This window comes from Enterobacter sp. RHBSTW-00318 (assembly GCF_014101375.1).
GTDB lineage: Bacteria > Pseudomonadota > Gammaproteobacteria > Enterobacterales > Enterobacteriaceae > Enterobacter > Enterobacter ludwigii.
Window position 1 is genome coordinate 1,463,507 of record NZ_JABXQH010000001.1, and the last position, 21,889, is coordinate 1,485,395.

21 protein-coding genes are annotated in these 21,889 nt (G+C 54.3%); 20 read left to right on the forward strand and 1 reads right to left on the reverse strand.

What is annotated here, in order from left to right; translation table 11 throughout:
- Positions 1 to 5 precede the first annotated feature (5 nt).
- The 6 genes from lnt to rihA all read left to right on the forward strand — a co-directional run bounded on the left by lnt (position 6) and on the right by rihA (position 6,141).
- Entirely contained in the window at positions 6 to 1,544 is a 1,539-nt protein-coding gene (gene lnt / locus HV157_RS07210; protein WP_032677686.1) for an apolipoprotein N-acyltransferase, read from the forward strand.
- A gap of 331 nt (positions 1,545 to 1,875) precedes the next feature.
- Positions 1,876 to 2,781 carry an amino acid ABC transporter substrate-binding protein gene (locus HV157_RS07215; protein ID WP_020884991.1) on the forward strand — a complete coding sequence of 302 codons (906 nt, stop codon included), beginning with the start codon at positions 1,876 to 1,878 and terminating at the stop codon, positions 2,779 to 2,781.
- A gap of 155 nt (positions 2,782 to 2,936) precedes the next feature.
- Positions 2,937 to 3,677, forward strand: a complete 741-nt coding sequence (locus tag HV157_RS07220; protein ID WP_020884992.1) for an amino acid ABC transporter permease — start codon at positions 2,937 to 2,939, stop codon at positions 3,675 to 3,677.
- Positions 3,677 to 4,351 (forward strand): glutamate/aspartate ABC transporter permease GltK, encoded by a 675-nt coding sequence (gltK, locus tag HV157_RS07225; protein ID WP_014169128.1) that lies wholly within the window; start codon positions 3,677 to 3,679, stop codon positions 4,349 to 4,351. The genes HV157_RS07220 and gltK overlap by 1 nt, the downstream gene beginning before the upstream one ends.
- The gene (locus HV157_RS07230; protein WP_014169127.1) at positions 4,351 to 5,076 is read left to right on the forward strand and encodes an amino acid ABC transporter ATP-binding protein; all 726 of its coding nucleotides are present in this window, start codon (positions 4,351 to 4,353) and stop codon (positions 5,074 to 5,076) included. The genes gltK and HV157_RS07230 overlap by 1 nt, the downstream gene beginning before the upstream one ends.
- 120 nt (positions 5,077 to 5,196) lie before the next feature.
- Complete coding sequence (gene rihA, locus HV157_RS07235; protein ID WP_121340094.1) at positions 5,197 to 6,141, forward strand: pyrimidine-specific ribonucleoside hydrolase RihA; 945 nt, start codon at positions 5,197 to 5,199, stop codon at positions 6,139 to 6,141.
- 79 nt (positions 6,142 to 6,220) lie between these two features.
- Here rihA and HV157_RS07240 read toward each other — a convergent pair whose 3' ends face one another.
- Positions 6,221 to 6,703 (reverse strand): zinc ribbon-containing protein, encoded by a 483-nt coding sequence (locus tag HV157_RS07240; protein ID WP_025204671.1) that lies wholly within the window; start codon positions 6,701 to 6,703, stop codon positions 6,221 to 6,223.
- A gap of 214 nt (positions 6,704 to 6,917) precedes the next feature.
- Between HV157_RS07240 and leuS the strand changes: the two genes are divergently transcribed.
- The 14 genes from leuS (at position 6,918) to lipA (ending at position 21,881) form a co-directional block, all read left to right on the forward strand.
- A complete protein-coding gene (leuS, locus tag HV157_RS07245; protein ID WP_020884994.1) occupies positions 6,918 to 9,500 on the forward strand; it encodes a leucine--tRNA ligase in 2,583 nt (860 codons plus the stop codon).
- Between the two features lie 14 nt (positions 9,501 to 9,514).
- The gene (gene lptE / locus HV157_RS07250; protein WP_032677682.1) at positions 9,515 to 10,084 is read left to right on the forward strand and encodes an LPS assembly lipoprotein LptE; all 570 of its coding nucleotides are present in this window, start codon (positions 9,515 to 9,517) and stop codon (positions 10,082 to 10,084) included.
- Positions 10,084 to 11,115: a DNA polymerase III subunit delta gene (gene holA, locus HV157_RS07255; RefSeq protein WP_040016926.1), complete on the forward strand. Its 1,032-nt coding sequence runs from the start codon at positions 10,084 to 10,086 to the stop codon at positions 11,113 to 11,115. The genes lptE and holA overlap by 1 nt, the downstream gene beginning before the upstream one ends.
- Positions 11,108 to 11,773, forward strand: a complete 666-nt coding sequence (gene nadD, locus HV157_RS07260; RefSeq protein ID WP_182268349.1) for a nicotinate-nucleotide adenylyltransferase — start codon at positions 11,108 to 11,110, stop codon at positions 11,771 to 11,773. The genes holA and nadD overlap by 8 nt, the downstream gene beginning before the upstream one ends.
- A 270-nt stretch (positions 11,774 to 12,043) precedes the next feature.
- The gene (gene rsfS, locus HV157_RS07265) at positions 12,044 to 12,361 is read left to right on the forward strand and encodes a ribosome silencing factor (protein ID WP_003858696.1); all 318 of its coding nucleotides are present in this window, start codon (positions 12,044 to 12,046) and stop codon (positions 12,359 to 12,361) included.
- Positions 12,362 to 12,364: 3 nt separating this feature from the next.
- On the forward strand, positions 12,365 to 12,832 hold the full coding sequence (gene rlmH / locus HV157_RS07270) for a 23S rRNA (pseudouridine(1915)-N(3))-methyltransferase RlmH (RefSeq protein WP_003858701.1): 468 nt from the start codon (positions 12,365 to 12,367) through the stop codon (positions 12,830 to 12,832).
- 28 nt (positions 12,833 to 12,860) lie between these two features.
- The gene (gene mrdA / locus HV157_RS07275; protein WP_014169119.1) at positions 12,861 to 14,762 is read left to right on the forward strand and encodes a peptidoglycan DD-transpeptidase MrdA; all 1,902 of its coding nucleotides are present in this window, start codon (positions 12,861 to 12,863) and stop codon (positions 14,760 to 14,762) included.
- Between the two features lie 2 nt (positions 14,763 to 14,764).
- Entirely contained in the window at positions 14,765 to 15,877 is a 1,113-nt protein-coding gene (mrdB, locus tag HV157_RS07280; RefSeq protein ID WP_014169118.1) for a peptidoglycan glycosyltransferase MrdB, read from the forward strand.
- Between the two features lie 16 nt (positions 15,878 to 15,893).
- On the forward strand, positions 15,894 to 17,006 hold the full coding sequence (gene rlpA, locus HV157_RS07285; RefSeq protein ID WP_086532800.1) for an endolytic peptidoglycan transglycosylase RlpA: 1,113 nt from the start codon (positions 15,894 to 15,896) through the stop codon (positions 17,004 to 17,006).
- A gap of 139 nt (positions 17,007 to 17,145) precedes the next feature.
- Positions 17,146 to 18,357, forward strand: coding sequence for a D-alanyl-D-alanine carboxypeptidase DacA (gene dacA, locus HV157_RS07290; protein WP_014169116.1), 1,212 nt, complete (start codon positions 17,146 to 17,148; stop codon positions 18,355 to 18,357).
- Between the two features lie 105 nt (positions 18,358 to 18,462).
- Positions 18,463 to 18,726 carry a DUF493 family protein YbeD gene (gene ybeD / locus HV157_RS07295; protein WP_003858718.1) on the forward strand — a complete coding sequence of 88 codons (264 nt, stop codon included), beginning with the start codon at positions 18,463 to 18,465 and terminating at the stop codon, positions 18,724 to 18,726.
- Positions 18,727 to 18,821: 95 nt separating this feature from the next.
- On the forward strand, positions 18,822 to 19,463 hold the full coding sequence (gene lipB / locus HV157_RS07300; RefSeq protein ID WP_020885000.1) for a lipoyl(octanoyl) transferase LipB: 642 nt from the start codon (positions 18,822 to 18,824) through the stop codon (positions 19,461 to 19,463).
- Between the two features lie 291 nt (positions 19,464 to 19,754).
- Positions 19,755 to 20,708, forward strand: coding sequence for a YbeF family transcriptional regulator (locus HV157_RS07305; protein ID WP_020885001.1), 954 nt, complete (start codon positions 19,755 to 19,757; stop codon positions 20,706 to 20,708).
- A 207-nt stretch (positions 20,709 to 20,915) separates the two neighbouring features.
- On the forward strand, positions 20,916 to 21,881 hold the full coding sequence (lipA, locus tag HV157_RS07310; protein ID WP_182268348.1) for a lipoyl synthase: 966 nt from the start codon (positions 20,916 to 20,918) through the stop codon (positions 21,879 to 21,881).
- The last annotated feature ends 8 nt before the right edge of the window (positions 21,882 to 21,889 follow it).

A 21,889-nucleotide genomic window follows, 5' to 3' on the forward strand; every position in this document is an offset into this window, starting at 1 on the left:
TGTAAATGGCATTTGCCCCATTACTTGAACGCCAGCGTGTACGTCTGCTGCTGGCGCTGTTACTCGGAGCCAGCGGAACGCTGGCTTTTTCTCCTTACGATATCTGGCCTGCAGCCATTCTCTCCCTGATGGGACTTCAGGGTTTAACCCTGAATCGTCGTCCCGTCCAGGCGGCAGCGATTGGCTACTTCTGGGGACTGGGGCTGTTTGGCTCCGGCATCAACTGGGTCTATGTCAGCATCGCCCAGTTTGGCGGTATGCCAGGACCCGTTAACGTCTTCCTCGTGGTGCTGCTGGCCGCTTATCTCTCGCTCTATACCGGTCTGTTCGCGGGTATCCTTTCTCGCCTGTGGCCAAAAACCACCTGGCTGCGCGTTGCCATTGCTGCGCCGGTTGTCTGGCAAATTACCGAGTTCCTTCGCGGCTGGGTACTGACTGGCTTCCCGTGGCTGCAGTTCGGTTACAGTCAGATTGATGGCCCGCTAAAGGGGCTTGCTCCGGTAATGGGCGTTGAAGCGATTAACTTCCTGTTGATGGTGGTGAGCGGACTGCTGGTCCTGGCGCTGGTCACACATAGCTGGAAGACGCTGGTCGTGGCGCTGGTGTTGTTTGCCCTGCCTTTCCCACTGCGTTATATCCAGTGGTACAGCCTGGTGCCAGAGCGCACCACGCAGGTTTCAATGGTGCAGGGGAATATCCCTCAGTCAATGAAATGGGACGAGAAAGAGCTGCTGAACACGCTGAAGATCTACGCTAACGCCACCGAGGCGGTCATGGGTAAATCGCAGCTGATCATCTGGCCAGAGTCGGCGATTCCGGATCTGGAAATTAACCAGCAGCCGTTCCTGAACATGATGAACGATCTACTGCTGGCTCGCGGCAGTACGCTGGTTACCGGGATTGTCGATGCGCGTCTGAATCAGCAGAACCGCTATGACACCTACAACACCATCATTACGCTGGGTAAAGACAGCGAATACAGCTACAACTCCACTGACCGGTATAACAAGAATCACCTGGTACCGTTTGGCGAATTTGTACCGCTGGAGTCCATTCTGCGCCCGTTAGCACCGTTCTTTGACCTGCCGATGTCCTCATTCAGCCGTGGCCCGTACGTTCAGCCCCAGCTGCATGCACACGGTTTTGCCCTGACGGCGGCCATCTGCTACGAAATTATCCTCGGCGAGCAGGTGCGCGATAACTTCCGTCCGGACACTGACTTCCTGCTGACTATCTCCAACGATGCCTGGTTTGGTAAGTCGATTGGCCCGTGGCAGCATTTCCAGATGGCGCGGATGCGCTCCCTGGAGCTGGCGCGCCCGCTGCTGCGTAGCACCAACAATGGCATTACCGCCGTGATTGGCCCGCAGGGCGAAATCCAGGCCATGATCCCGCAGTTCACCCGTGAAGTGCTGACGACCAACGTCACGCCTGCGACGGGCCTGACGCCTTATGCCCGCACCGGCAACTGGCCGCTGTGGATCCTGACCGCGCTGTTCGGATTTGGCGCGGTGCTGATGAGCTTGCGTCAGCGTCGTCGATAATTTCCCCTCCCTTCCCCTCTCCCGTTGGGAGAGGGCATTTCTGGCACGTCTCTTGCTTTATTTCCCCACGTAAACGCAGTTTGGCTTAACGTGCAACTTCGTCGCACCAGCGTAGATCACCGGTAGCACCGAAACGGTGCAACGAGAGATATTTGCCTCTGATTGGTGCGGCGCGCTTCGCAAAAATAAACAATAACGCAGCAAAATCTTTACATTAAGCCAGACTAAATGTTAACAAGCTTGCATAACACTGCACTCGCATAGCGCGAGATATAACAACATCACAATGGGTATCAATGCGTCACTGGCGCTGATAAGAAAGGAGTTGGGTATGCAATTACGTAAACTGGCCACAGCAATGCTGGTTATGGGGATGTCGGCAAGCGTTGTTCACGCTGAAGATGCTCCGGCTGCCGGAAGCACTCTCGACAAGATTGCCAAAAACGGCGTGATCGTGGTCGGCCACCGTGAATCTTCTGTCCCGTTCTCTTACTACGACAACACGCAAAAAGTCGTGGGCTATTCGCAGGATTACTCCAACGCTATCGTTGAAGCTGTGAAGAAAAAGCTGAACAAACCTGACCTGCAGGTGAAGCTGATTCCAATCACTTCACAAAACCGTATTCCACTGCTGCAAAACGGCACGTTCGATTTTGAGTGCGGTTCCACCACCAACAACCTTGAGCGTCAGAAACAGGCTGCCTTCTCTGACACCATCTTCGTCGTGGGCACCCGCCTGCTGACCAAGAAAGGCGGCGAGATCAAAGACTTTGCGGACCTGAAAGGCAAAGCCGTCGTTGTTACCTCCGGTACCACTTCCGAAGTGCTGCTGCACAAGCTGAACGACGAGAAGAAAATGGATATGCGCATCATCAGCGCGAAAGATCATGGCGACTCTTTCCGTACCCTGGAAAGTGGCCGTGCTGTGGCGTTTATGATGGATGATGCCCTGCTGGCAGGCGAACGTGCAAAAGCGAAGAAACCAGACAACTGGGATATCGTCGGCACGGCGCAATCTAAAGAAGCGTACGGCTGTATGCTGCGTAAAGACGATCCGCAGTTCAAGAAGCTGATCGATGACACCATCGCTCAGGTTCAGACCTCCGGTGAAGCGGAAAAATGGTTCGATAAATGGTTCAAGAACCCGATTCCACCCAAAAATCTTAACATGAACTTCGAACTGTCTGACGACATGAAAGCGCTGTTCAAATCACCAAACGACAAGGCTCTTAACTAATTAGAACAACAGGGGCGGGATCTCCTGCCCTCTCGATTGTCGGGAAGCATGGACAGACTATACGTTGAGTGGTCGTTCCCCACTCAGCGCGAAAAATGAGCTTCTCACCAATCTTCGAGGGTAGCGCTGCTACCCTTTTTTTTCTGGAGTTTATTATGTCAATAGACTGGAACTGGGGCATATTCCTGCAACAAGCCCCGTTCGGCAACACCACCTATCTTGGCTGGCTGTGGAGCGGTTTTCAGGTTACCGTCGCCTTATCGATCACGGCGTGGATTATCGCGTTTCTTGTCGGTTCACTGTTTGGTATTTTGCGCACCGTGCCTAACCGTTTTCTCTCATCTCTCGGCACCCTGTATGTGGAACTGTTCCGTAACGTTCCGCTGATTGTGCAATTTTTCACTTGGTATCTGGTCGTCCCGGAACTGCTGCCGGAAAATATTGGCATGTGGTTTAAGTCGGAACTGGATCCGAACGTGCAGTTCTTTGTCTCCTCCATGCTCTGCCTGGGGCTCTTCACCGCCGCGCGCGTTTGCGAGCAGGTGCGTGCCGCCATTCAGTCACTGCCGCGCGGACAAAAAAATGCTGGCCTGGCGATGGGCCTGACGCTGCCACAAACTTACCGCTATGTACTGCTGCCTAACGCTTACCGCGTCATTGTTCCACCGATGACGTCTGAGATGATGAACCTGGTGAAAAACTCGGCCATCGCCTCGACCATCGGTCTGGTGGATATGGCCGCACAGGCGGGCAAGCTGCTGGATTATTCCGCCCACGCGTGGGAATCCTTCACAGCGATCACACTCGCCTATGTTCTGATTAACACTTTCATCATGCTGGTGATGAACCTGGTTGAACGCAAAATCCGCCTGCCGGGCAATCTGGGGGGCAAATAATGTACGAATTTGACTGGAGTTCTATCGTTCCATCCATGCCTTACCTGCTGGATGGCCTGCTGATCACCTTAAAAATCACCGTGATTGCTATTGTGGTGGGTATCGTCTGGGGCACCCTGCTGGCGGTCATGCGCCTGTCGGCTTTTAAACCGTTCGCCTGGTTTGCCACGGCCTACGTTAACGTTTTCCGCTCCATCCCCCTGGTGATGGTACTGCTGTGGTTTTACCTGATTGTTCCCGGCTTTCTGCAAAACGTGCTGGGGCTGTCGCCGAAAACCGATATCCGCCTGATCTCCGCGATGGTCGCGTTCTCAATGTTTGAGGCTGCTTACTATTCAGAGATTATCCGAGCGGGTATTCAGAGTATTTCACGTGGGCAGTCCAGCGCCGCGCTGGCGTTGGGGATGACGCACTGGCAATCCATGCAGCTCATTATTCTGCCGCAGGCGTTTCGCGCCATGGTTCCCCTCCTGCTGACCCAGGGCATCGTACTGTTCCAGGATACCTCTCTGGTCTACGTACTGAGCCTGGCAGACTTCTTCCGTACCGCGTCTACCATCGGTGAACGTGACGGTACGCAGGTCGAAATGGTGCTCTTCGCGGGTGGCGTCTATTTTGTGATTAGTTTAAGCGCGTCGCTGTTGGTCAGCTGGCTGAAGAAAAGGACTGTATAATGATTTCCCTGAAAAATGTTTCTAAATGGTATGGGCACTTTCAGGTGCTGACCGACTGCTCAACCGAAGTGAAAAAAGGTGACGTGGTGGTGGTATGTGGGCCATCCGGCTCTGGTAAATCCACGCTGATCAAAACCGTTAACGGCCTGGAGCCGGTGCAGCAAGGAGAGATCCTCGTCAACGGCACCAAAGTCAATGACAGGAAAACCAACCTTGCTCAGCTGCGTTCCCACGTCGGCATGGTGTTCCAGCACTTTGAGCTGTTTCCGCACCTCTCCATTATTGAGAACCTGACGCTGGCGCAGGTAAAAGTGCTGAAACGCGATAAAAAGCTCGCGCGCGATAAAGGTCTGAAGCTGCTGGAACGCGTGGGGCTCTCTGCGCATGCTGATAAATTCCCGGCGCAGCTCTCTGGCGGTCAGCAGCAGCGTGTGGCTATTGCCCGGGCCCTGTGTATGGATCCGGTCGCCATGCTGTTTGATGAACCGACTTCCGCTCTCGATCCCGAGATGATCAACGAAGTGCTGGACGTAATGGTTGAGCTGGCGCACGAAGGGATGACGATGATGGTGGTGACCCACGAAATGGGCTTTGCCCGCAAAGTGGCGAACCGCGTGATCTTCATGGACGAAGGGAAGATTGTTGAAGACTCGCCGAAAGAAGAGTTCTTCGCCAATCCTAAATCCGAGCGAGCAAAAGACTTCCTCGCCAAAATCCTGCACTAATCTCCCCGGTGCGCAATCTGCGGATTGCGCACCGCTTCACGCTTTAACTCTCTTCTTCTCGTCGGCGTCACATTGCAGCGTTAACCTTGTCACAAAATAATGCTACGTATGGAGCACGCTATGGCACAACCTATCCTTCTCGATTGCGACCCGGGTCATGATGACGCGATCGCCCTCGTCCTTGCACTTGCCTCCCCTGAACTGGACGTCAAAGCCGTTACGTCCTCTGCCGGAAACCAGACACCCGAGAAAACGCTGCGTAACGTCCTGCGTATGCTGACGTTGCTCAAACGCATCGATATACCGGTCGCCGGTGGTGCCGTCAAACCGCTCATGCGCGATCTGATCATTGCCGACAACGTGCACGGTGAAAGTGGGCTGGATGGCCCGGCACTGCCCGAACCGGGGTTTGAAGCGCAACCCTGCACCGCCGTAGAGTTGATGGCGAAAGTGCTGCGTGAAAGCGCGGAACCGGTCACGCTGGTGGCCACCGGCCCGCAAACCAACGTTGCGCTGCTGCTGAACAGCCATCCAGAATTGCACAGTAAAATCGCCCGAATCGTGATCATGGGCGGCGCAATGCGACTCGGGAACTGGACGCCAGCGGCGGAGTTCAACATTTTTGTCGATCCGGAAGCCGCAGAGATTGTCTTCCAGTCTGGCCTGCCTATTGTCATGGCCGGCCTGGACGTCACCCATCGCGCACAAATAATGGCGCACGACATTGCGCGCTTTCGTGCCATTGGCAACCCGGTGGCGACAACCGTCGCAGAGTTGCTGGACTTCTTTATGGCGTATCACAAAGCCGAGAAATGGGGTTTTCACGGCGCGCCGCTGCACGATCCGTGCACCATTGCCTGGCTGCTCAAACCGGAGATGTTTACCACGGTAGAACGGTGGGTGGGCGTGGAAACCCAGGGGAAATACACTCAGGGTATGACGGTGGTGGACTACTATTCGCTGACGGGCAATCACCCCAACACCACGCTAATGGTGGATATCGACCGGGAAGCGTTCGTGGATTTACTGGCGGAAAGACTCAACTATTACAGCCAGGCCCGGTAAGCGATGGCCACCGGGCATGGTAGACAGCTCTGTGGCCTGATGCCCTCCCTCTGACCTGCTGGCAGAGGGCGGCTTTTAATTAGGGCTCAAACGGCCGACGCTGGAACTGATCGTGTCCACACTTTGGACACAGCGGCAACACATCCGGCGTATAGACTGCAATGTGGTGATGGCATTTCTCGCACACCAGATTCCCCAGTCCGACCACTTCTCCGCTGTGATAGACCCCGTGGTGGTTGAGATCCTGAAAGACTTCACGCCACTCCAGCTGCGTTTTATCGGTGATATCCGCCAGCTCCTGCCACAGGCTTTCTTTAATTACCCGCATAAAGACACTGTCGGTAACCTCGTTCTGACTCTCTTCGTAGCTTCGCGCAAACTCTTCCAGGTCGCGGCGTACGGCGCGCGTCACCTCTTCCACTTCGGTTCGCGTTAACTCACCCGTTTGCGTCACGCGGGCCCGCGCCTGTTCCACCAGCGCATCGATATCACGCTCGCCGTTACGCAGCCGTTCCGTCAGTGTTGTCACCAGTTCTCGGTAAAATTGAGCAACCTTGTTCATCATTTTGCCTCCCGGGTAAGTAACTGACTCTAATAATAGACCTTATTTCGCCACCGCTTTGCCAGGTGAACCACAGACCCGACAAATTCCTCACGCGCGCATTTGTGCGAAAGGCTGTTTTGGCGCGGGCGTTTGGGCTATGCTATGCGGATCTGAATTACCACATCCATTGGCTACATTTGTAGCTGTATTGAAAACAGGACCACTGGCTGCCATGCAAGAGCAATACCGCCCGGAAGAGATAGAATCAAAAGTCCAGCAACACTGGGACGAGAAGCGCACCTTTGAAGTAACCGAAGACGAGAGCAAAGAGAAGTATTACTGCCTGTCGATGCTTCCCTATCCTTCTGGTCGACTACACATGGGCCACGTGCGTAACTACACCATTGGTGATGTGATTGCCCGCTATCAGCGTATGCTCGGCAAAAACGTCCTGCAGCCAATCGGCTGGGATGCGTTTGGTCTGCCTGCAGAAGGCGCGGCGGTCAAAAACAACACGGCACCTGCCCCGTGGACGTACGACAACATCGCGTACATGAAAAACCAGCTCAAAATGCTGGGCTTTGGCTATGACTGGAGCCGCGAGCTGGCGACCTGCACCCCGGAATACTACCGCTGGGAGCAGAAATTCTTCACCGAGCTGTACAAAAAAGGCCTGGTGTACAAGAAGACCTCTGCCGTTAACTGGTGTCCGAACGACCAGACCGTACTGGCGAACGAGCAGGTTATCGACGGCTGCTGCTGGCGTTGTGATACCAAAGTTGAGCGTAAAGAGATCCCACAGTGGTTTATTAAAATCACCGCCTACGCTGACGAGCTGCTGAACGATCTGGATAATCTGGATCACTGGCCTGATACCGTCAAGACCATGCAGCGTAACTGGATCGGCCGTTCAGAAGGCGTGGAGATCACCTTCAACGTTGAGAACGACGATCGGACCCTGACCGTCTACACTACCCGTCCGGACACCTTCATGGGTGCGACCTATCTGGCCGTGGCCGCTGGTCACCCGCTGGCACAGAAAGCCGCGGAAAACAACCCGGAACTGGCGGCCTTCATCGACGAGTGCCGCAACACCAAAGTGGCCGAAGCCGACATGGCGACGATGGAGAAGAAAGGCGTTGATACCGGCTTTAAGGCTATCCATCCACTGACGGGCGAAGCAATCCCTGTCTGGGCAGCCAACTTCGTGCTGATGGAGTACGGTACGGGTGCCGTCATGGCCGTTCCAGGCCACGATCAGCGTGACTACGAATTTGCCACCAAATATGGCCTGACCATCAAGCCTGTCATCCTCGCGGCTGACGGTTCTGAGCCAGACCTCTCCGCACAAGCCCTGACCGAAAAAGGCACCCTGTTCAACTCGGGTGAATTCAGCGGTCTGAGCTTTGAAGATGGCTTCAACGCGATTGCCGACAAGTTAGCGTCGCTGGGCGTCGGTGAGCGTAAAGTCAACTACCGCCTGCGCGACTGGGGTGTCTCTCGCCAGCGCTACTGGGGAGCACCTATCCCAATGGTGACGCTGGAAGATGGTACCGTGATGCCAACGCCAGAAGATCAACTCCCGGTGATCCTGCCGGAAGACGTGATCATGGACGGTATCACCAGCCCAATCAAAGCCGATCCTGAGTGGGCAAAAACGACCGTTAACGGCCAGCCAGCGCTGCGTGAAACTGACACCTTTGATACCTTTATGGAATCGTCATGGTACTACGCGCGTTACACCTGCCCGCAGTATCAGGAAGGCATGCTGGATTCCGATGCAGCAAACTACTGGCTGCCTGTGGACATCTACATCGGTGGTATTGAACACGCCATCATGCACCTGCTCTACTTCCGCTTCTTCCACAAGCTGATGCGCGACGCAGGCATGGTCAATTCTGATGAACCAGCAAAACAGCTGCTGTGTCAGGGAATGGTGCTGGCCGATGCCTTCTACTACGTCGGGGCGAACGGCGAGCGTAACTGGGTGTCTCCGGTTGACGCGATCGTTGAGCGCGACGAGAAAGGTCGTATCGTGAAGGCGAAAGACGCCGAAGGTCATGAACTGGTTTATACCGGCATGAGCAAGATGTCGAAGTCTAAAAACAACGGCATCGACCCGCAGGTGATGGTTGAGCGTTACGGCGCAGATACCGTGCGTCTGTTTATGATGTTTGCCTCTCCGGCTGACATGACCCTGGAATGGCAGGAATCGGGCGTTGAAGGGGCTAACCGCTTCCTGAAGCGTGTCTGGAAACTGGTTTACGAGCACACCTCTCAGGGTGATGCTCCGGCAGTGAACGTCGCGGCACTGACTGAAGATCAGCAGGCGCTGCGTCGTGATGTTCATAAAACGATTGCAAAAGTGACCGATGATATTGGTCGTCGTCAGACCTTCAATACCGCAATTGCGGCTATTATGGAACTGATGAACAAGCTGGCAAAAGCCCCGCAGGACGGCGAGCAGGATCGTGCCTTAATGCGTGAAGCGCTGCTGGCCGTCGTTCGCATGTTGAACCCGTTCACCCCGCACGTCAGCTTCACCCTCTGGCAGGAGCTGAAAGGCGAAGGCGATATCGACAACGCACCGTGGCCAGTGGCTGACGAATCCGCGATGGTGGAAAACACCACGCTGGTTGTGGTCCAGGTTAACGGCAAAGTTCGCGGTAAAATTACCGTGGCGGTCGATGCTACCGAAGAACAGGTTCGCGAACGCGCAGGCCAGGAACATCTGGTTGCGAAATATCTTGAGGGCGTTACCGTACGTAAAGTGATCTACGTACCGGGTAAATTGCTGAATCTGGTCGTTGGCTAAGCGCGGGAGGAAACGTGCGACAACTGGCAACAATACTCTTATCTCTGGCGGTGCTTGTCACCGCTGGTTGTGGCTGGCATCTGCGCAATACCACGGCAGTGCCTGCTGAAATGAAAACGATGATTTTCGACTCATCAGATCCGAATGGTCCACTCAGCCGGGCAATTCGAAACCAGCTGCGGCTTAACGATGTTGAGTTGATTGAGAAAGGGACGTTACGTCAGGATGTTCCATCCCTGCGCGTTCTGGGCTCAGCCTTAGCTCAAGACACGGCGTCCATTTTCCAGGACGGCCGTACCGCAGAGTATCAGATGGTCCTGTCGGTTAATGCCGCCGTTCTGATCCCGGGTAAAGACATCTACCCAATCAGCACGAAAGTGTACCGTTCGTTCTTCGATAACCCGCAGACGGCTCTGGCAAAAGACGCCGAGCAGCAGATTATCATCAAAGAAATGTACGACAAAGCCGCAGAGCAGTTGATCCGTAAGCTGCCGGGCGTTGCCGCGTCAACGAAACAGGGTTCTGACATCATCGAAAAACCGGATGCCACCACGCCTCCTGTTTCTGCCTCCATGGGTAACTGATGATCAGGCTGTATCCTGAACAACTCCGCGCGCAGCTCAATGAAGGGCTGCGCGCGGCGTATCTGCTTCTCGGAAACGATCCGTTATTACTTCAGGAAAGCCTGGATGCCGTCCGACAGGCGGCGGCCGCGCAGGGCTTTGATGAACACCACACCGTCCAGCTGGATAACAACACCGACTGGAATGCCCTCTTCTCGCTTTGCCAGGCGATGAGCCTCTTCGCATCGCGCCAGACCATCCAGATCCTGCTGCCGGAGAATGGCCCTAACGCGGCCATCAATGAACAGCTGGCAACGCTGGTCAGTCTGCTGCACAGCGATCTGCTGTTTATTGTGCGCGGCAACAAGCTCACCAAAGCGCAGGAAAACGCGGCCTGGTTTACCCAGCTCGCGGCCAATGCGGTTATGGTGACCTGTCAGACGCCTGAGCAAGCCCATCTGCCAAAATGGGTCGCGACAAGAGCGAAGCAAAACAATCTTCAGCTGGACGACGCCGCAAACCAGCTTCTCTGCTACTGCTATGAAGGCAACCTGCTGGCACTGGCGCAGGCGCTGGACAGGCTCTCCCTGCTCTGGCCAGACGGTAAGCTGACACTGCCACGCGTGGAGCAGGCCGTTAACGATGCCGCGCACTTCACGCCCTTCCACTGGGTGGATGCACTGCTGGCAGCGAAAAGCAAACGCGCCCTGCATATATTGCAACAGCTGCGTCTGGAAGGTAGCGAACCGGTTATTTTGCTGCGCACTCTTCAGCGCGAATTATTACTGCTGATTACGCTCAAGCGTCAGTCTGCACATACGCCATTACGTTCGCTGTTTGATAAACATCGCGTGTGGCAAAACCGTCGGGCGATGACCACCGAGGCCATCAACCGCCTGAGTCATGAACAGCTGCGTCAGGCCGTGCAGCTTCTGATGCGCGCTGAGCTTACGTTGAAACAAGATTATGGTCAGTCGGTCTGGGCGGAGCTGGAAAGTCTCTCTCTGCTGCTCTGCCATAAGGCGCTGGCAGACGTATTTATCGATGGATAGTATGCATTCTTTACAGGCCCTGTACGGTGGTACCTTCGACCCGGTCCATTACGGACATCTGAAGCCGGTTGAAATTCTGGCGAATCTGATCGGCCTTCAGCGCGTAATCATCATGCCCAATAATGTGCCGCCACACCGTCCGCAACCTGAGGCGAGCAGCGAGCAGAGAAAAGAGATGCTCGCTCTGGCCATCGCGGATAAACCGCTTTTTAGCCTTGATGAGCGAGAATTGCGCCGCAACACACCGTCCTGGACGTCGCAAACGCTGCAGGAGTGGCGAGCCGAGCAAGGGCCGGACACGCCGCTGGCCTTTATTATTGGTCAGGACTCCCTGCTCAATTTTCCCACCTGGCACCAGTATGAAACGATTCTGGAAAACAGCCACCTGCTTGTCTGTCGCCGTCCGGGCTATCCGCTGACCATGCGAGAAGAGCAGTATCAGCAGTGGCTTGAGGCGCATCTCACAGACAATATTGAAGACTTGCACAACCAACCTGCCGGGAAGATTTATCTGGCAGAGACGCCGTGGTTCGATATTTCTGCGACCCTCATTCGCGAGCGTCTGCAGCAGGGATTAGCCTGTGACGATCTGCTGCCATCATCTGTGCTGGACTACATTCACGCGCATGGGTTGTATCAGAAAAGCGCAGACGCATAGCGGGGGCGCATGAAAAAGCGGCGTAATGATTATCCTGCCTTGACAGGTTAAGCCATACTGTTATCCTCCGCTGCCAGACTTTCCCGCCGATCATTGCTTTACAGAAATTGTTTTACAAAAATGGCGATGCAATCTCAGGCGGAGGGTGGGATGATACCCGCCTTCAAAAGCCCGGCCGGAGACATTTGTCCCGACACTGGCGTCAGTTCAGGTATACTGTCTGGCCACGAATTCATAGTTATACAATCTCATTCACCCCAGGGGGAAAACTTGCAGGGTAAAGCACTCCAGGATTTTGTTATCGACAAAATTGATGACCTGAAAGGTCAGGACATCATCGCTATCGACGTTAAGGGTAAATCCAGCATCACCGACTGCATGATTATCTGCACCGGTACTTCAACGCGTCATGTTGTTTCGATTGCCGACCACGTTGTTCAGGAATCGCGTGCAGCAGGCCTGTTACCGCTTGGCGTTGAAGGTGAAGCGACCGCTGACTGGGTGGTTGTCGATCTCGGCGATGTGATTGTCCATGTCATGCAGGAAGAGAGCCGTCGCCTGTATGAGCTGGAAAAACTCTGGGGTTAATGCGTGAAGTTGCAACTGGTCGCCGTCGGCACCAAAATGCCGGACTGGGTACAAACCGGTTTTACTGAATATCTGCGTCGTTTTCCAAAAGACATGCCGTTCGAACTGGTGGAAATTCCCGCCGGGAAACGCGGCAAGAACGCCGATATCAAACGTATTCTCGATAAAGAGGGAGAGCTGATGCTGGCTGCCGCAGGCAAAAACCGCATCGTCACCCTCGATATTCCAGGTAAACCCTGGGATACGCCGCAGCTGGCGCACGAACTGGAGCGCTGGAAGCAGGATGGTCGTGACGTCAGTCTGTTGATTGGCGGGCCTGAAGGGTTATCTCCTGCCTGCAAAGCGGCGGCAGAACAAAGTTGGTCTCTCTCCGCGCTGACGCTTCCCCACCCGCTCGTTCGGGTACTGGTGGCAGAAAGCCTGTATCGCGCGTGGAGCATTACTACCAACCACCCATATCACCGCGAGTAGTGACTGACCAGGGTAGATTAAGCAGCGGATGAAACTACAGAATTCTTTTCGCGACTATACGGCTGAGTCCGCGCTGTTTGTGCGCCGGGCGCTGGTCGCCTTTACGGGGATTTTGCTGCTTACCGGCGTGCTGATCGCCAACCTCTATAATCTGCAAATTGTCCGCTTTACCGATTATCAGACGCGTTCAAACGAAAACCGTATCAAGCTGGTGCCCATCGCGCCCAGCCGCGGCATTATCTACGACCGTAACGGCACTCCGCTGGCGTTAAACCGCACCATTTATCAAATCGAAATGATGCCGGAAAAAGTCGATAATGTGCAGGATACGCTTGAAGCGCTAAAAGGCGTTGTCGATCTGACCGACGATGATATCGCCGCGTTCAAAAAAGAGCGTGCCCGCTCCCACCGTTTCACCTCAATTCCGGTTAAAACGAACCTGACGGAAGTCCAGGTGGCCCGCTTTGCCGTGAACCAGTATCGTTTTCCCGGCGTGGAAGTGAAAGGTTACAAGCGTCGCTACTACCCTTACGGTTCCGCACTGACGCATGTCATTGGTTACGTTTCCAAGATCAACGATAAAGACGTTGAACGCCTCGATAAAGACGGCAAACTGGCGAACTACGCGGCGACGCACGATATCGGTAAGCTGGGGATCGAACGCTACTACGAAGATGTCCTGCACGGGCAGACCGGCTATGAAGAGGTTGAAGTTAACAACCGTGGCCGCGTCATTCGCCAGCTCAAAGAAGTGCCACCGCAGGCGGGGCATGACGTCTACCTGACGCTCGACCTCAAGCTGCAGCAGTATATTGAAACCCTACTGGCGGGCAGCCGTGCTGCCGTTGTCGTCACCGATCCGCGTTCCGGCGGCATTCTGGCGATGGTGTCCATGCCAAGCTACGACCCGAACCTCTTTGTCGATGGTATCTCCAGCAAAGACTATTCCGGTCTGCTCAATGACCCGAATACACCGCTGGTGAACCGCGCCACACAAGGGGTTTACCCGCCAGCGTCAACGGTAAAACCGTACGTGGCGGTCTCTGCGCTGAGCGCGGGCGTCATCAACCGCAATACCAGTCTGTTTGACCCGGGCTGGTGGCAATTACCAGGCTCTGAAAAACGCTATCGCGACTGGAAAAAATGGGGCCATGGTCACCTCAACGTTACCAAATCGCTGGAAGAATCTGCGGATACCTTCTTCTACCAGGTTGCGTATGACATGGGCATTGACCGCCTGTCAGAGTGGATGAGCAAATTCGGCTATGGACATTACACCGGCGTTGACCTTTCAGAAGAACGTTCCGGTAACATGCCAACCCGTGAGTGGAAGCTGAAGCGCTTTAAGAAGCCGTGGTATCAGGGTGATACCATTCCGGTGGGTATCGGTCAGGGCTACTGGACGGCGACCCCGATTCAGATGAACAAAGCGATGATGATCCTCATCAACGATGGCGTAGTGAAAGTTCCGCACCTGCTGCAAAGTACGGTTGAAGACGGCAAAAAAGTGCCGTGGATCCAGCCGCATGAAGCCCCGGTGGGTGACATTCATTCCGGTTACTGGGAAATTGCCAAAGACGGTATGTACGGCGTGGCGAACCGCCCGAACGGGACCGCACATAAGTATTTCGCCGGCACACCGTATAAAGTGGCCGCCAAATCCGGTACTGCGCAGGTCTTCGGTCTGAAAGCCAATGAAACCTATAACGCGCACCGCATTGCTGAACGTCTGCGTGACCATAAGCTGATGACGGCCTTTGCCCCTTATGATAACCCGCAGGTTGCGGTGGCGATGATTCTGGAAAACGGCGGCGCAGGTCCGGCCGTGGGGACCATCATGCGCCAGATCCTCGACCACATTATGCTGGGTGATAACAACACCGAACTGCCGGCTGAAAACCCGGCCGCCGCTGCGGCGGAGGACCAATAATCATGACGGATAATCCAAATAAAAAATCGCTGTGGGATAAAATCCACATCGACCCAGCTATGCTGCTGATCCTGCTGGCTCTGCTGGTTTACAGCGCCCTGGTTATCTGGAGCGCCAGCGGCCAGGACATCGGCATGATGGAGCGCAAAATCGGCCAGATCGCGATGGGTCTGGTCATTATGGTGGTCATGGCGCAGATCCCGCCGCGGGTCTACGAAGGCTGGGCACCGTACCTGTACATATTCTGTATTGTGCTGCTGGTTGCGGTAGATGCCTTTGGGGCCATCTCTAAAGGCGCGCAGCGCTGGCTGGATCTGGGCGTTGTCCGCTTCCAGCCCTCTGAAATAGCCAAAATAGCGGTTCCCTTGATGGTGGCGCGTTTTATTAACCGTGACGTCTGCCCGCCTTCGCTGAAAAATACCGCCATTGCGCTGGTGCTGATTTTCCTGCCGACGCTGCTGGTTGCGGCGCAGCCTGACCTCGGCACCTCGATTCTTATCGCCCTCTCCGGCCTGTTTGTCCTGTTCCTGTCGGGTTTAAGCTGGCGTCTGATTGGCATTGCAGTTGTGCTGGTGGCAGCGTTCATCCCGATTCTCTGGTTCTTCCTGATGCATGATTACCAGCGACAACGCGTCATGATGCTGCTCGATCCGGAAACCGATCCGCTGGGTGCGGGCTATCATATTATTCAGTCCAAGATTGCGATCGGTTCCGGCGGCCTGCGCGGTAAAGGCTGGCTGCACGGCACGCAGTCCCAGCTGGAGTTCTTACCGGAACGCCACACCGACTTTATCTTTGCGGTTCTGGCGGAAGAGCTGGGCCTGGTTGGCATCCTGATTCTGCTGGCGCTGTATGTGCTGTTGATCATGCGAGGGCTGTGGATCGCCGCGCGTGCGCAAACCACCTTTGGCCGCGTAATGGCAGGCGGGTTGATGCTGATTTTATTCGTTTATGTCTTCGTAAATATTGGTATGGTGAGTGGTATTCTGCCGGTTGTTGGCGTCCCGCTCCCGCTGGTGAGCTACGGAGGCTCGGCACTGATCGTGTTGATGGCCGGGTTTGGTATCGTGATGTCGATCCATACCCACAGAAAAATGTTGTCAAAAAGCGTATAAAAATAAGGGGATCGGAATGCGTAAGCAGTGGCTGGGGATCTGCATTGCGGCAAGTTTACTTGCGGCCTGCACAAGTGATGATGGTCAGCAACAGGCAACCGTCGCGCCGCCGCAGCCTGCGGTTTGTAATGGCCCGATCGTTGAAATCAGCGGTGCCGATCCCGTTTATGAACCGCTCAATGCCAGCGCGAATCAAGATTACGAGCGCGATGGCAAAAGCTACAAAATTGTTCAGGATCCCTCCCGCTTTAGCCAGGCTGGCTTTGCCGCCATTTATGATGCCGAGCCAGGCAGCAACCTGACGGCGACCGGCGAAGCGTTCGATCCGATGCAACTGACGGCGGCTCACCCGACCCTGCCTGTCCCGAGCTACGCCCGTATCACCAACCTGGCGAATGGTCGTATGATCGTGGTACGCATTAACGATCGTGGTCCCTACGGTAACGACCGGGTGATCTCCCTGTCACGCGCGGCTGCAGACCGCCTGAACACCTCGAACAATACCAAAGTCCGTATTGACCCGATTATCGTGGCGCAGGATGGCACCCTCTCCGGGCCAGGTACCGCGTGTACGACGGTGGCGAAACAGACTTATGCCCTTCCCGACCGCCCGAACCTGGACGGCGGCATGGGAAGCGTCTCTTCTCCGGCAGAGCCTTCTCAGCCAGCAGGAGAAGTGCGCCCAATCAGCAATGATACGTTGCAGAGCGAAGACACGACGGGTGCGCCGGTAAAGAGTAGCGGCTTCCTTGGCGCGCCGACAACGTTAGCCACCGGCGTGCTGGAAGGCAGCGAACCAACGCCAGCACCGGCTCCTGTTGTCGCTCCTGCCCCAGAGCCTGCGCCCGTAACGGCTCCGGCGACGGCGCAAAGCACACCGGTTGCGGCTCCAGCGGCGGCCAGCGGCGGCTTTGTGGTTCAGGTTGGGGCGGTAAGCGATCAGGCCCGTGCACAGCAGTATCAACAGCGTCTGAGCCAGCAGTTTGGTGTTCCGGGACGCGTTGCGCAAAACGGCGCAGTATGGCGTATTCAGATGGGACCGTTTGCCAGCAAATCGCAGGCAGCGTCTCTGCAGCAGCGCCTGCAAAATGAAGCCCAACTACAATCATTTATCGCTGTTGCGAAATAATGAACTGGCGGCATCCAAAGTGTCAATTTGTGTAAAACACATTCACAAACTCATGCTTAAAGTCGGATGCCTGCCTGAATAGCATTTGCTATAGTAAGGCACTTTTTTTAATTCCATCACGGATGTCGTTGTTCTGACCATGAAGACCACTTTTTCTGCTCGTTTTGTGCAGCGCATGGCGCTGACCACGGCCCTTTGCGCAACTGCTCTCTCTGCAGCTCACGCCGATGACCTGAATATCAAGACCATGATCCCTGGCGTTCCGCAAATCGACGCGGAATCGTATATCCTGATCGACTACAACTCTGGCAAAGTGCTGGCTGAACAGAATGCCGACGCCCGCCGCGATCCGGCCAGCCTGACCAAAATGATGACCAGCTACGTTATCGGCCAGGCCATGAAAGCAGGGAAGTTCAAAGAAACGGATCTGGTCACCATCGGTAACGATGCGTGGGCAACCGGCAACCCGGTATTTAAAGGTTCATCATTGATGTTCCTGAAACCGGGCATGCAGGTTCCTGTTTCTCAGCTGATCCGTGGTATTAACCTGCAATCCGGTAACGATGCGTGCGTGGCAATGGCCGATTTCGCCGCAGGAAGCCAGGATGCCTTCGTCGGTCTGATGAACAGCTACGTCACCGCGCTGGGTCTGAAGAACAGCCATTTCCAGACCGTACATGGTCTGGACGCAGATGGTCAGTACAGCTCCGCACGTGATATGGCGTTGATTGGTCAGGCGCTGATCCGTGACGTGCCGAACGAATACTCCATCTATAAAGAGAAAGAGTTCACCTTCAACGGTATCCGTCAGACCAACCGTAACGGCCTGCTGTGGGATAACAGCCTGAACGTTGACGGCATCAAAACTGGCCATACCGATAAAGCTGGCTACAACCTGGTTGCTTCTGCCACCGAAGGCCAGATGCGTCTGATCTCTGCCGTGATGGGCGGTCGTACCTTCAAAGGTCGTGAGACGGAAAGCAAGAAATTGCTGACCTGGGGCTTCCGTTTCTTCGAAACCGTGAACCCGCTGAAAGCCGGTAAAGAGTTTGCTTCTGAGCCAGTCTGGTTCGGTGATAACGACCGTGCTTCCCTTGGTGTTGATAAAGATCTGTACCTGACCATTCCTCGTGGTCGCATGAAAGATCTGAAAGCCAGCTACGTGCTGAACACCACTGAGCTGCACGCGCCACTGCAGAAAAACCAGGTGGTGGGCACCATCAACTTCCAGCTGGATGGTAAAACCATCGATCAGCGTCCGCTGGTTGTTCTGCAAGAAATCCCGGAAGGCAATTTCTTCGGCAAAATCATTGATTACATTAAATTGATGTTCCATCACTGGTTTGGCTAAAAATTGAACACTTGAAAGTGTGATTTTGATCCCCATATACTAGATATCCTGATAACTCCCACCTGTCGTGGGAGTTATTCTTTTTGACGTTACGCCGGAGCTGACATGAAAACCAAACTTAACGAACTGCTTGAATTCCCTACCCCGTTTACCTACAAAGTAATGGGTCTGGCGAAACCTGAGCTGGTTGATCAGGTGGTTGAAGTGGTACAGCGCCATGCGCCGGGTGACTACTCTCCGTCAGTAAAACCAAGCAGCAAGGGCAACTACCACTCGGTATCCATTACCATTACCGCAACCCACATTGAGCAGGTTGAGACGCTGTACGAAGAGCTCGGCAATATCGAAATTGTTCGTATGGTGCTGTAGTCCCTCTGCGGTTACCCGGTTTGCCGGGTAACCCGCCTCCCCGCTTGTGATATACTCTCCCTCACCTTTTGTCCCTCGTCTTCGGAGACGTCCTTTTGTATCAGGATAAAATTCTTGTCCGTCATCTCGGGCTGCAACCTTACGAGCCTGTCTCCCAGGCCATGCATGATTTCACCGATTCACGCGATGACACCACCCCTGATGAGATCTGGCTGGTCGAACACCTGCCGGTATTTACACAGGGACAGGCGGGAAAAGCGGAACATTTATTGATGACGGGTGATATCCCGGTAATTCAAAGCGATCGCGGTGGGCAGGTCACGTACCACGGGCCCGGGCAGCAGGTGATGTACGTTCTGCTGAACCTGAAGCGCAGAAAGCTCGGCGTTCGCGAACTGGTTACCCTGCTGGAACAAACCGTGGTTAACACGCTGGCGGAATACGGTATTGAAGCCCATCCGCGTGCCGATGCGCCGGGCGTCTATGTGGGAGAAAGTAAGATTTGCTCACTGGGGCTGCGTATCCGCAAGGGCTGCTCCTTCCACGGGCTGGCACTGAATATTAATATGGATCTTACCCCTTTCCAGCGCATAAACCCCTGTGGCTACGCCGGAATGGAGATGACGCAAATGCGCCAGTGGGTTGAAAGCGCAACGCCCGAGAATATTCGTCCTGTGCTTTTGAAGAACGTTTTAGCCCTACTTAACAATCCATCTTACGAATATATCACTGCTTAATATATCATGCATCATGGCTCGATTATTTGACGGGCCACTGTTTATTTACCGCTTTTACGCTTTACAATAATCCGCTTATTCTATATTTTCGAAGCGCCCGAATATTACCGCTACATATTATTTAGCCTCCAGCCAGAACTGCATACAGGGCGTAAGTAACTTGCGTGATAATCACACAACTGTTTGTTTTTGATAAACAAGTGAAACAAAACCAACACTTTACGAATCTCTACAAGCATAATAAATAAATTCAACTATCATTCATAATGTGAATGTATACGGAGTGAAAGCGTGGAGTATAATAATTTACCAGCCAAACGACTGAATGACCCAGGTGGTGAGGACAAGCCACAAATTTTTCGGACTTTACGTAATATTGATCTCAATTTGTTGACTATTTTTGAGGCAGTATATGTCCATAAGGGTATCGTTAATGCTGCGAAAATTCTTAATCTCACGCCTTCAGCAATAAGCCAGTCAATTCAAAAACTGCGCGCTATATTTCCCGACCCGTTATTTATTCGTAAGGGCCAGGGGGTTACGCCGACGGCCTACGCTACCCATCTGCATGAGTACATCAGCCAGGGGCTGGAGTCGATTCTGGGTGCGCTGGATTTAACCGGCAGCTATGACAAACAGAGAACCATCACTATCGGCTGTACCCCGTCTGTCGGCGTGCTGGTGATGCCCGCTATTTTTCAGGCGATAAAAGAGCATGTTCCCCAGCTCCTGCTGCGAAATGTGCCACTCAACGAGCCTGATATTCAGCTTGCTCAGTTTCAGACCGACCTGATTATAGAAAGCGGCAGCTTTAGCGCCCGAGCGCTCGGACAACATGTCCTGTATGCGGATAACCTGGTGCTGGTGTGCCGCCAGCAGCATCCCGCCCTGAGCGGGCCGTTGACCATTGAAAATCTGCGCAACTACGATCATTCGTCTTTCATGACCGAAGGACAGTCCAACCATGCGCTGCGTCAGCGAATCGATGAGATATTCCCGGAACGCCAGATCAGCTTCAGTAGTTACAATATGTTCACCACTGCCTCCCTGATCGGCAGCAGCGACATGCTCTGCATCATGCCTTCGCGTCTGTATACCTTGTTGCGTAAATGTTGGCCGCTGGAGAGCATTCCTCTCAACCAGCTCAATGCGGAATCTATCGAGATTTCACTGCATTACAACAAACTCAGCTTGCGCGATCCGGTACTGGAAAACGTTATCCGCGTCATCCGCCAGGCCTTCTGACTGGTTGATACAGCACAAGCCCCTGCCCCCTGCCGGGCAAAACGCACAAAACAACAACTATTTTACAAATTGGCGACCTGGCAGGCTGCTTTACCGACCGTTTCAATGATATACTGCCTGTCGTTCGTTCAAAAATAGTTGATAAATACAACATTCCCTTGAATAGAAACGCTTTCCTTCGATATTCGCAACTGGAACACGCACGCTATGAGTAAACCCATTGTGATGGAACGCGGTGTTAAATACCGCGATGCCGATAAAATGGCCCTTATCCCGGTTAAAAACGTGGCTACAGAGCGCGAAGCGCTGTTAAGAAAACCGGAATGGATGAAAATCAAACTTCCGGCTGACTCTTCGCGTATCCAGGGGATCAAAGCGGCGATGCGCAAGAACGGCCTTCACTCCGTCTGTGAAGAAGCCTCTTGCCCGAACCTTGCTGAATGTTTCAATCACGGTACCGCGACGTTTATGATTCTGGGTGCCATCTGTACCCGCCGCTGCCCGTTCTGCGATGTGGCTCATGGCCGCCCGGTAGCGCCCGACGCTAACGAACCTCAGAAACTGGCACAGACCATCGCCGATATGGCGCTGCGTTATGTCGTTATTACCTCCGTTGACCGTGACGATCTGCGTGATGGCGGTGCTCAGCACTTCGCTGACTGCATTACCGCTATTCGCGAGAAAAGCCCGAACATCAAAATTGAGACGCTGGTTCCAGACTTCCGCGGCCGTATGGATCGCGCGCTGGACATCCTGACCGCGACGCCACCAGACGTGTTTAACCACAACCTGGAGAACGTGCCACGTCTCTACCGTCAGGTACGTCCTGGTGCGGACTATAACTGGTCTCTGAAGCTGCTGGAGCGTTTTAAAGAAGCGCATCCCCATATTCCAACCAAGTCAGGCCTGATGGTTGGTCTCGGTGAAACGAATGCTGAGATCATCGAAGTGATGCGCGATCTGCGCCGCCACGGTGTGACCATGCTGACGCTGGGACAATATCTGCAGCCAAGTCGCCACCACCTGCCCGTGCAGCGCTACGTGAGCCCGGATGAGTTTGATGAGATGAAAGCCGAAGCGCTGGCGATGGGCTTTACCCACGCAGCCTGCGGCCCATTTGTTCGCTCCTCTTACCATGCCGATATGCAGGCAAAAGGCAAAGAAGTGAAATAAGACTGTAA

Excerpts from the sequence above, each read along its gene's own strand:
- lnt (WP_032677686.1), top strand. The coding sequence starts at position 6 with ATGGCATTTGCCCCATTACTTGAACGCCAGCGTGTACGTCTGCTGCTG.
- HV157_RS07215 (WP_020884991.1), top strand. The coding sequence starts at position 1,876 with ATGCAATTACGTAAACTGGCCACAGCAATGCTGGTTATGGGGATGTCG.
- HV157_RS07220 (WP_020884992.1), top strand. The coding sequence starts at position 2,937 with ATGTCAATAGACTGGAACTGGGGCATATTCCTGCAACAAGCCCCGTTC.
- gltK (WP_014169128.1), top strand. The coding sequence starts at position 3,677 with ATGTACGAATTTGACTGGAGTTCTATCGTTCCATCCATGCCTTACCTG.
- HV157_RS07230 (WP_014169127.1), top strand. The coding sequence starts at position 4,351 with ATGATTTCCCTGAAAAATGTTTCTAAATGGTATGGGCACTTTCAGGTG.
- rihA (WP_121340094.1), top strand. The coding sequence starts at position 5,197 with ATGGCACAACCTATCCTTCTCGATTGCGACCCGGGTCATGATGACGCG.
- HV157_RS07240 (WP_025204671.1), bottom strand. The coding sequence starts at position 6,703 with ATGAACAAGGTTGCTCAATTTTACCGAGAACTGGTGACAACACTGACG.
- leuS (WP_020884994.1), top strand. The coding sequence starts at position 6,918 with ATGCAAGAGCAATACCGCCCGGAAGAGATAGAATCAAAAGTCCAGCAA.
- holA (WP_040016926.1), top strand. The coding sequence starts at position 10,084 with ATGATCAGGCTGTATCCTGAACAACTCCGCGCGCAGCTCAATGAAGGG.
- nadD (WP_182268349.1), top strand. The coding sequence starts at position 11,108 with ATGGATAGTATGCATTCTTTACAGGCCCTGTACGGTGGTACCTTCGAC.
- mrdA (WP_014169119.1), top strand. The coding sequence starts at position 12,861 with ATGAAACTACAGAATTCTTTTCGCGACTATACGGCTGAGTCCGCGCTG.
- mrdB (WP_014169118.1), top strand. The coding sequence starts at position 14,765 with ATGACGGATAATCCAAATAAAAAATCGCTGTGGGATAAAATCCACATC.
- rlpA (WP_086532800.1), top strand. The coding sequence starts at position 15,894 with ATGCGTAAGCAGTGGCTGGGGATCTGCATTGCGGCAAGTTTACTTGCG.
- dacA (WP_014169116.1), top strand. The coding sequence starts at position 17,146 with ATGAAGACCACTTTTTCTGCTCGTTTTGTGCAGCGCATGGCGCTGACC.
- ybeD (WP_003858718.1), top strand. The coding sequence starts at position 18,463 with ATGAAAACCAAACTTAACGAACTGCTTGAATTCCCTACCCCGTTTACC.
- lipA (WP_182268348.1), top strand. The coding sequence starts at position 20,916 with ATGAGTAAACCCATTGTGATGGAACGCGGTGTTAAATACCGCGATGCC.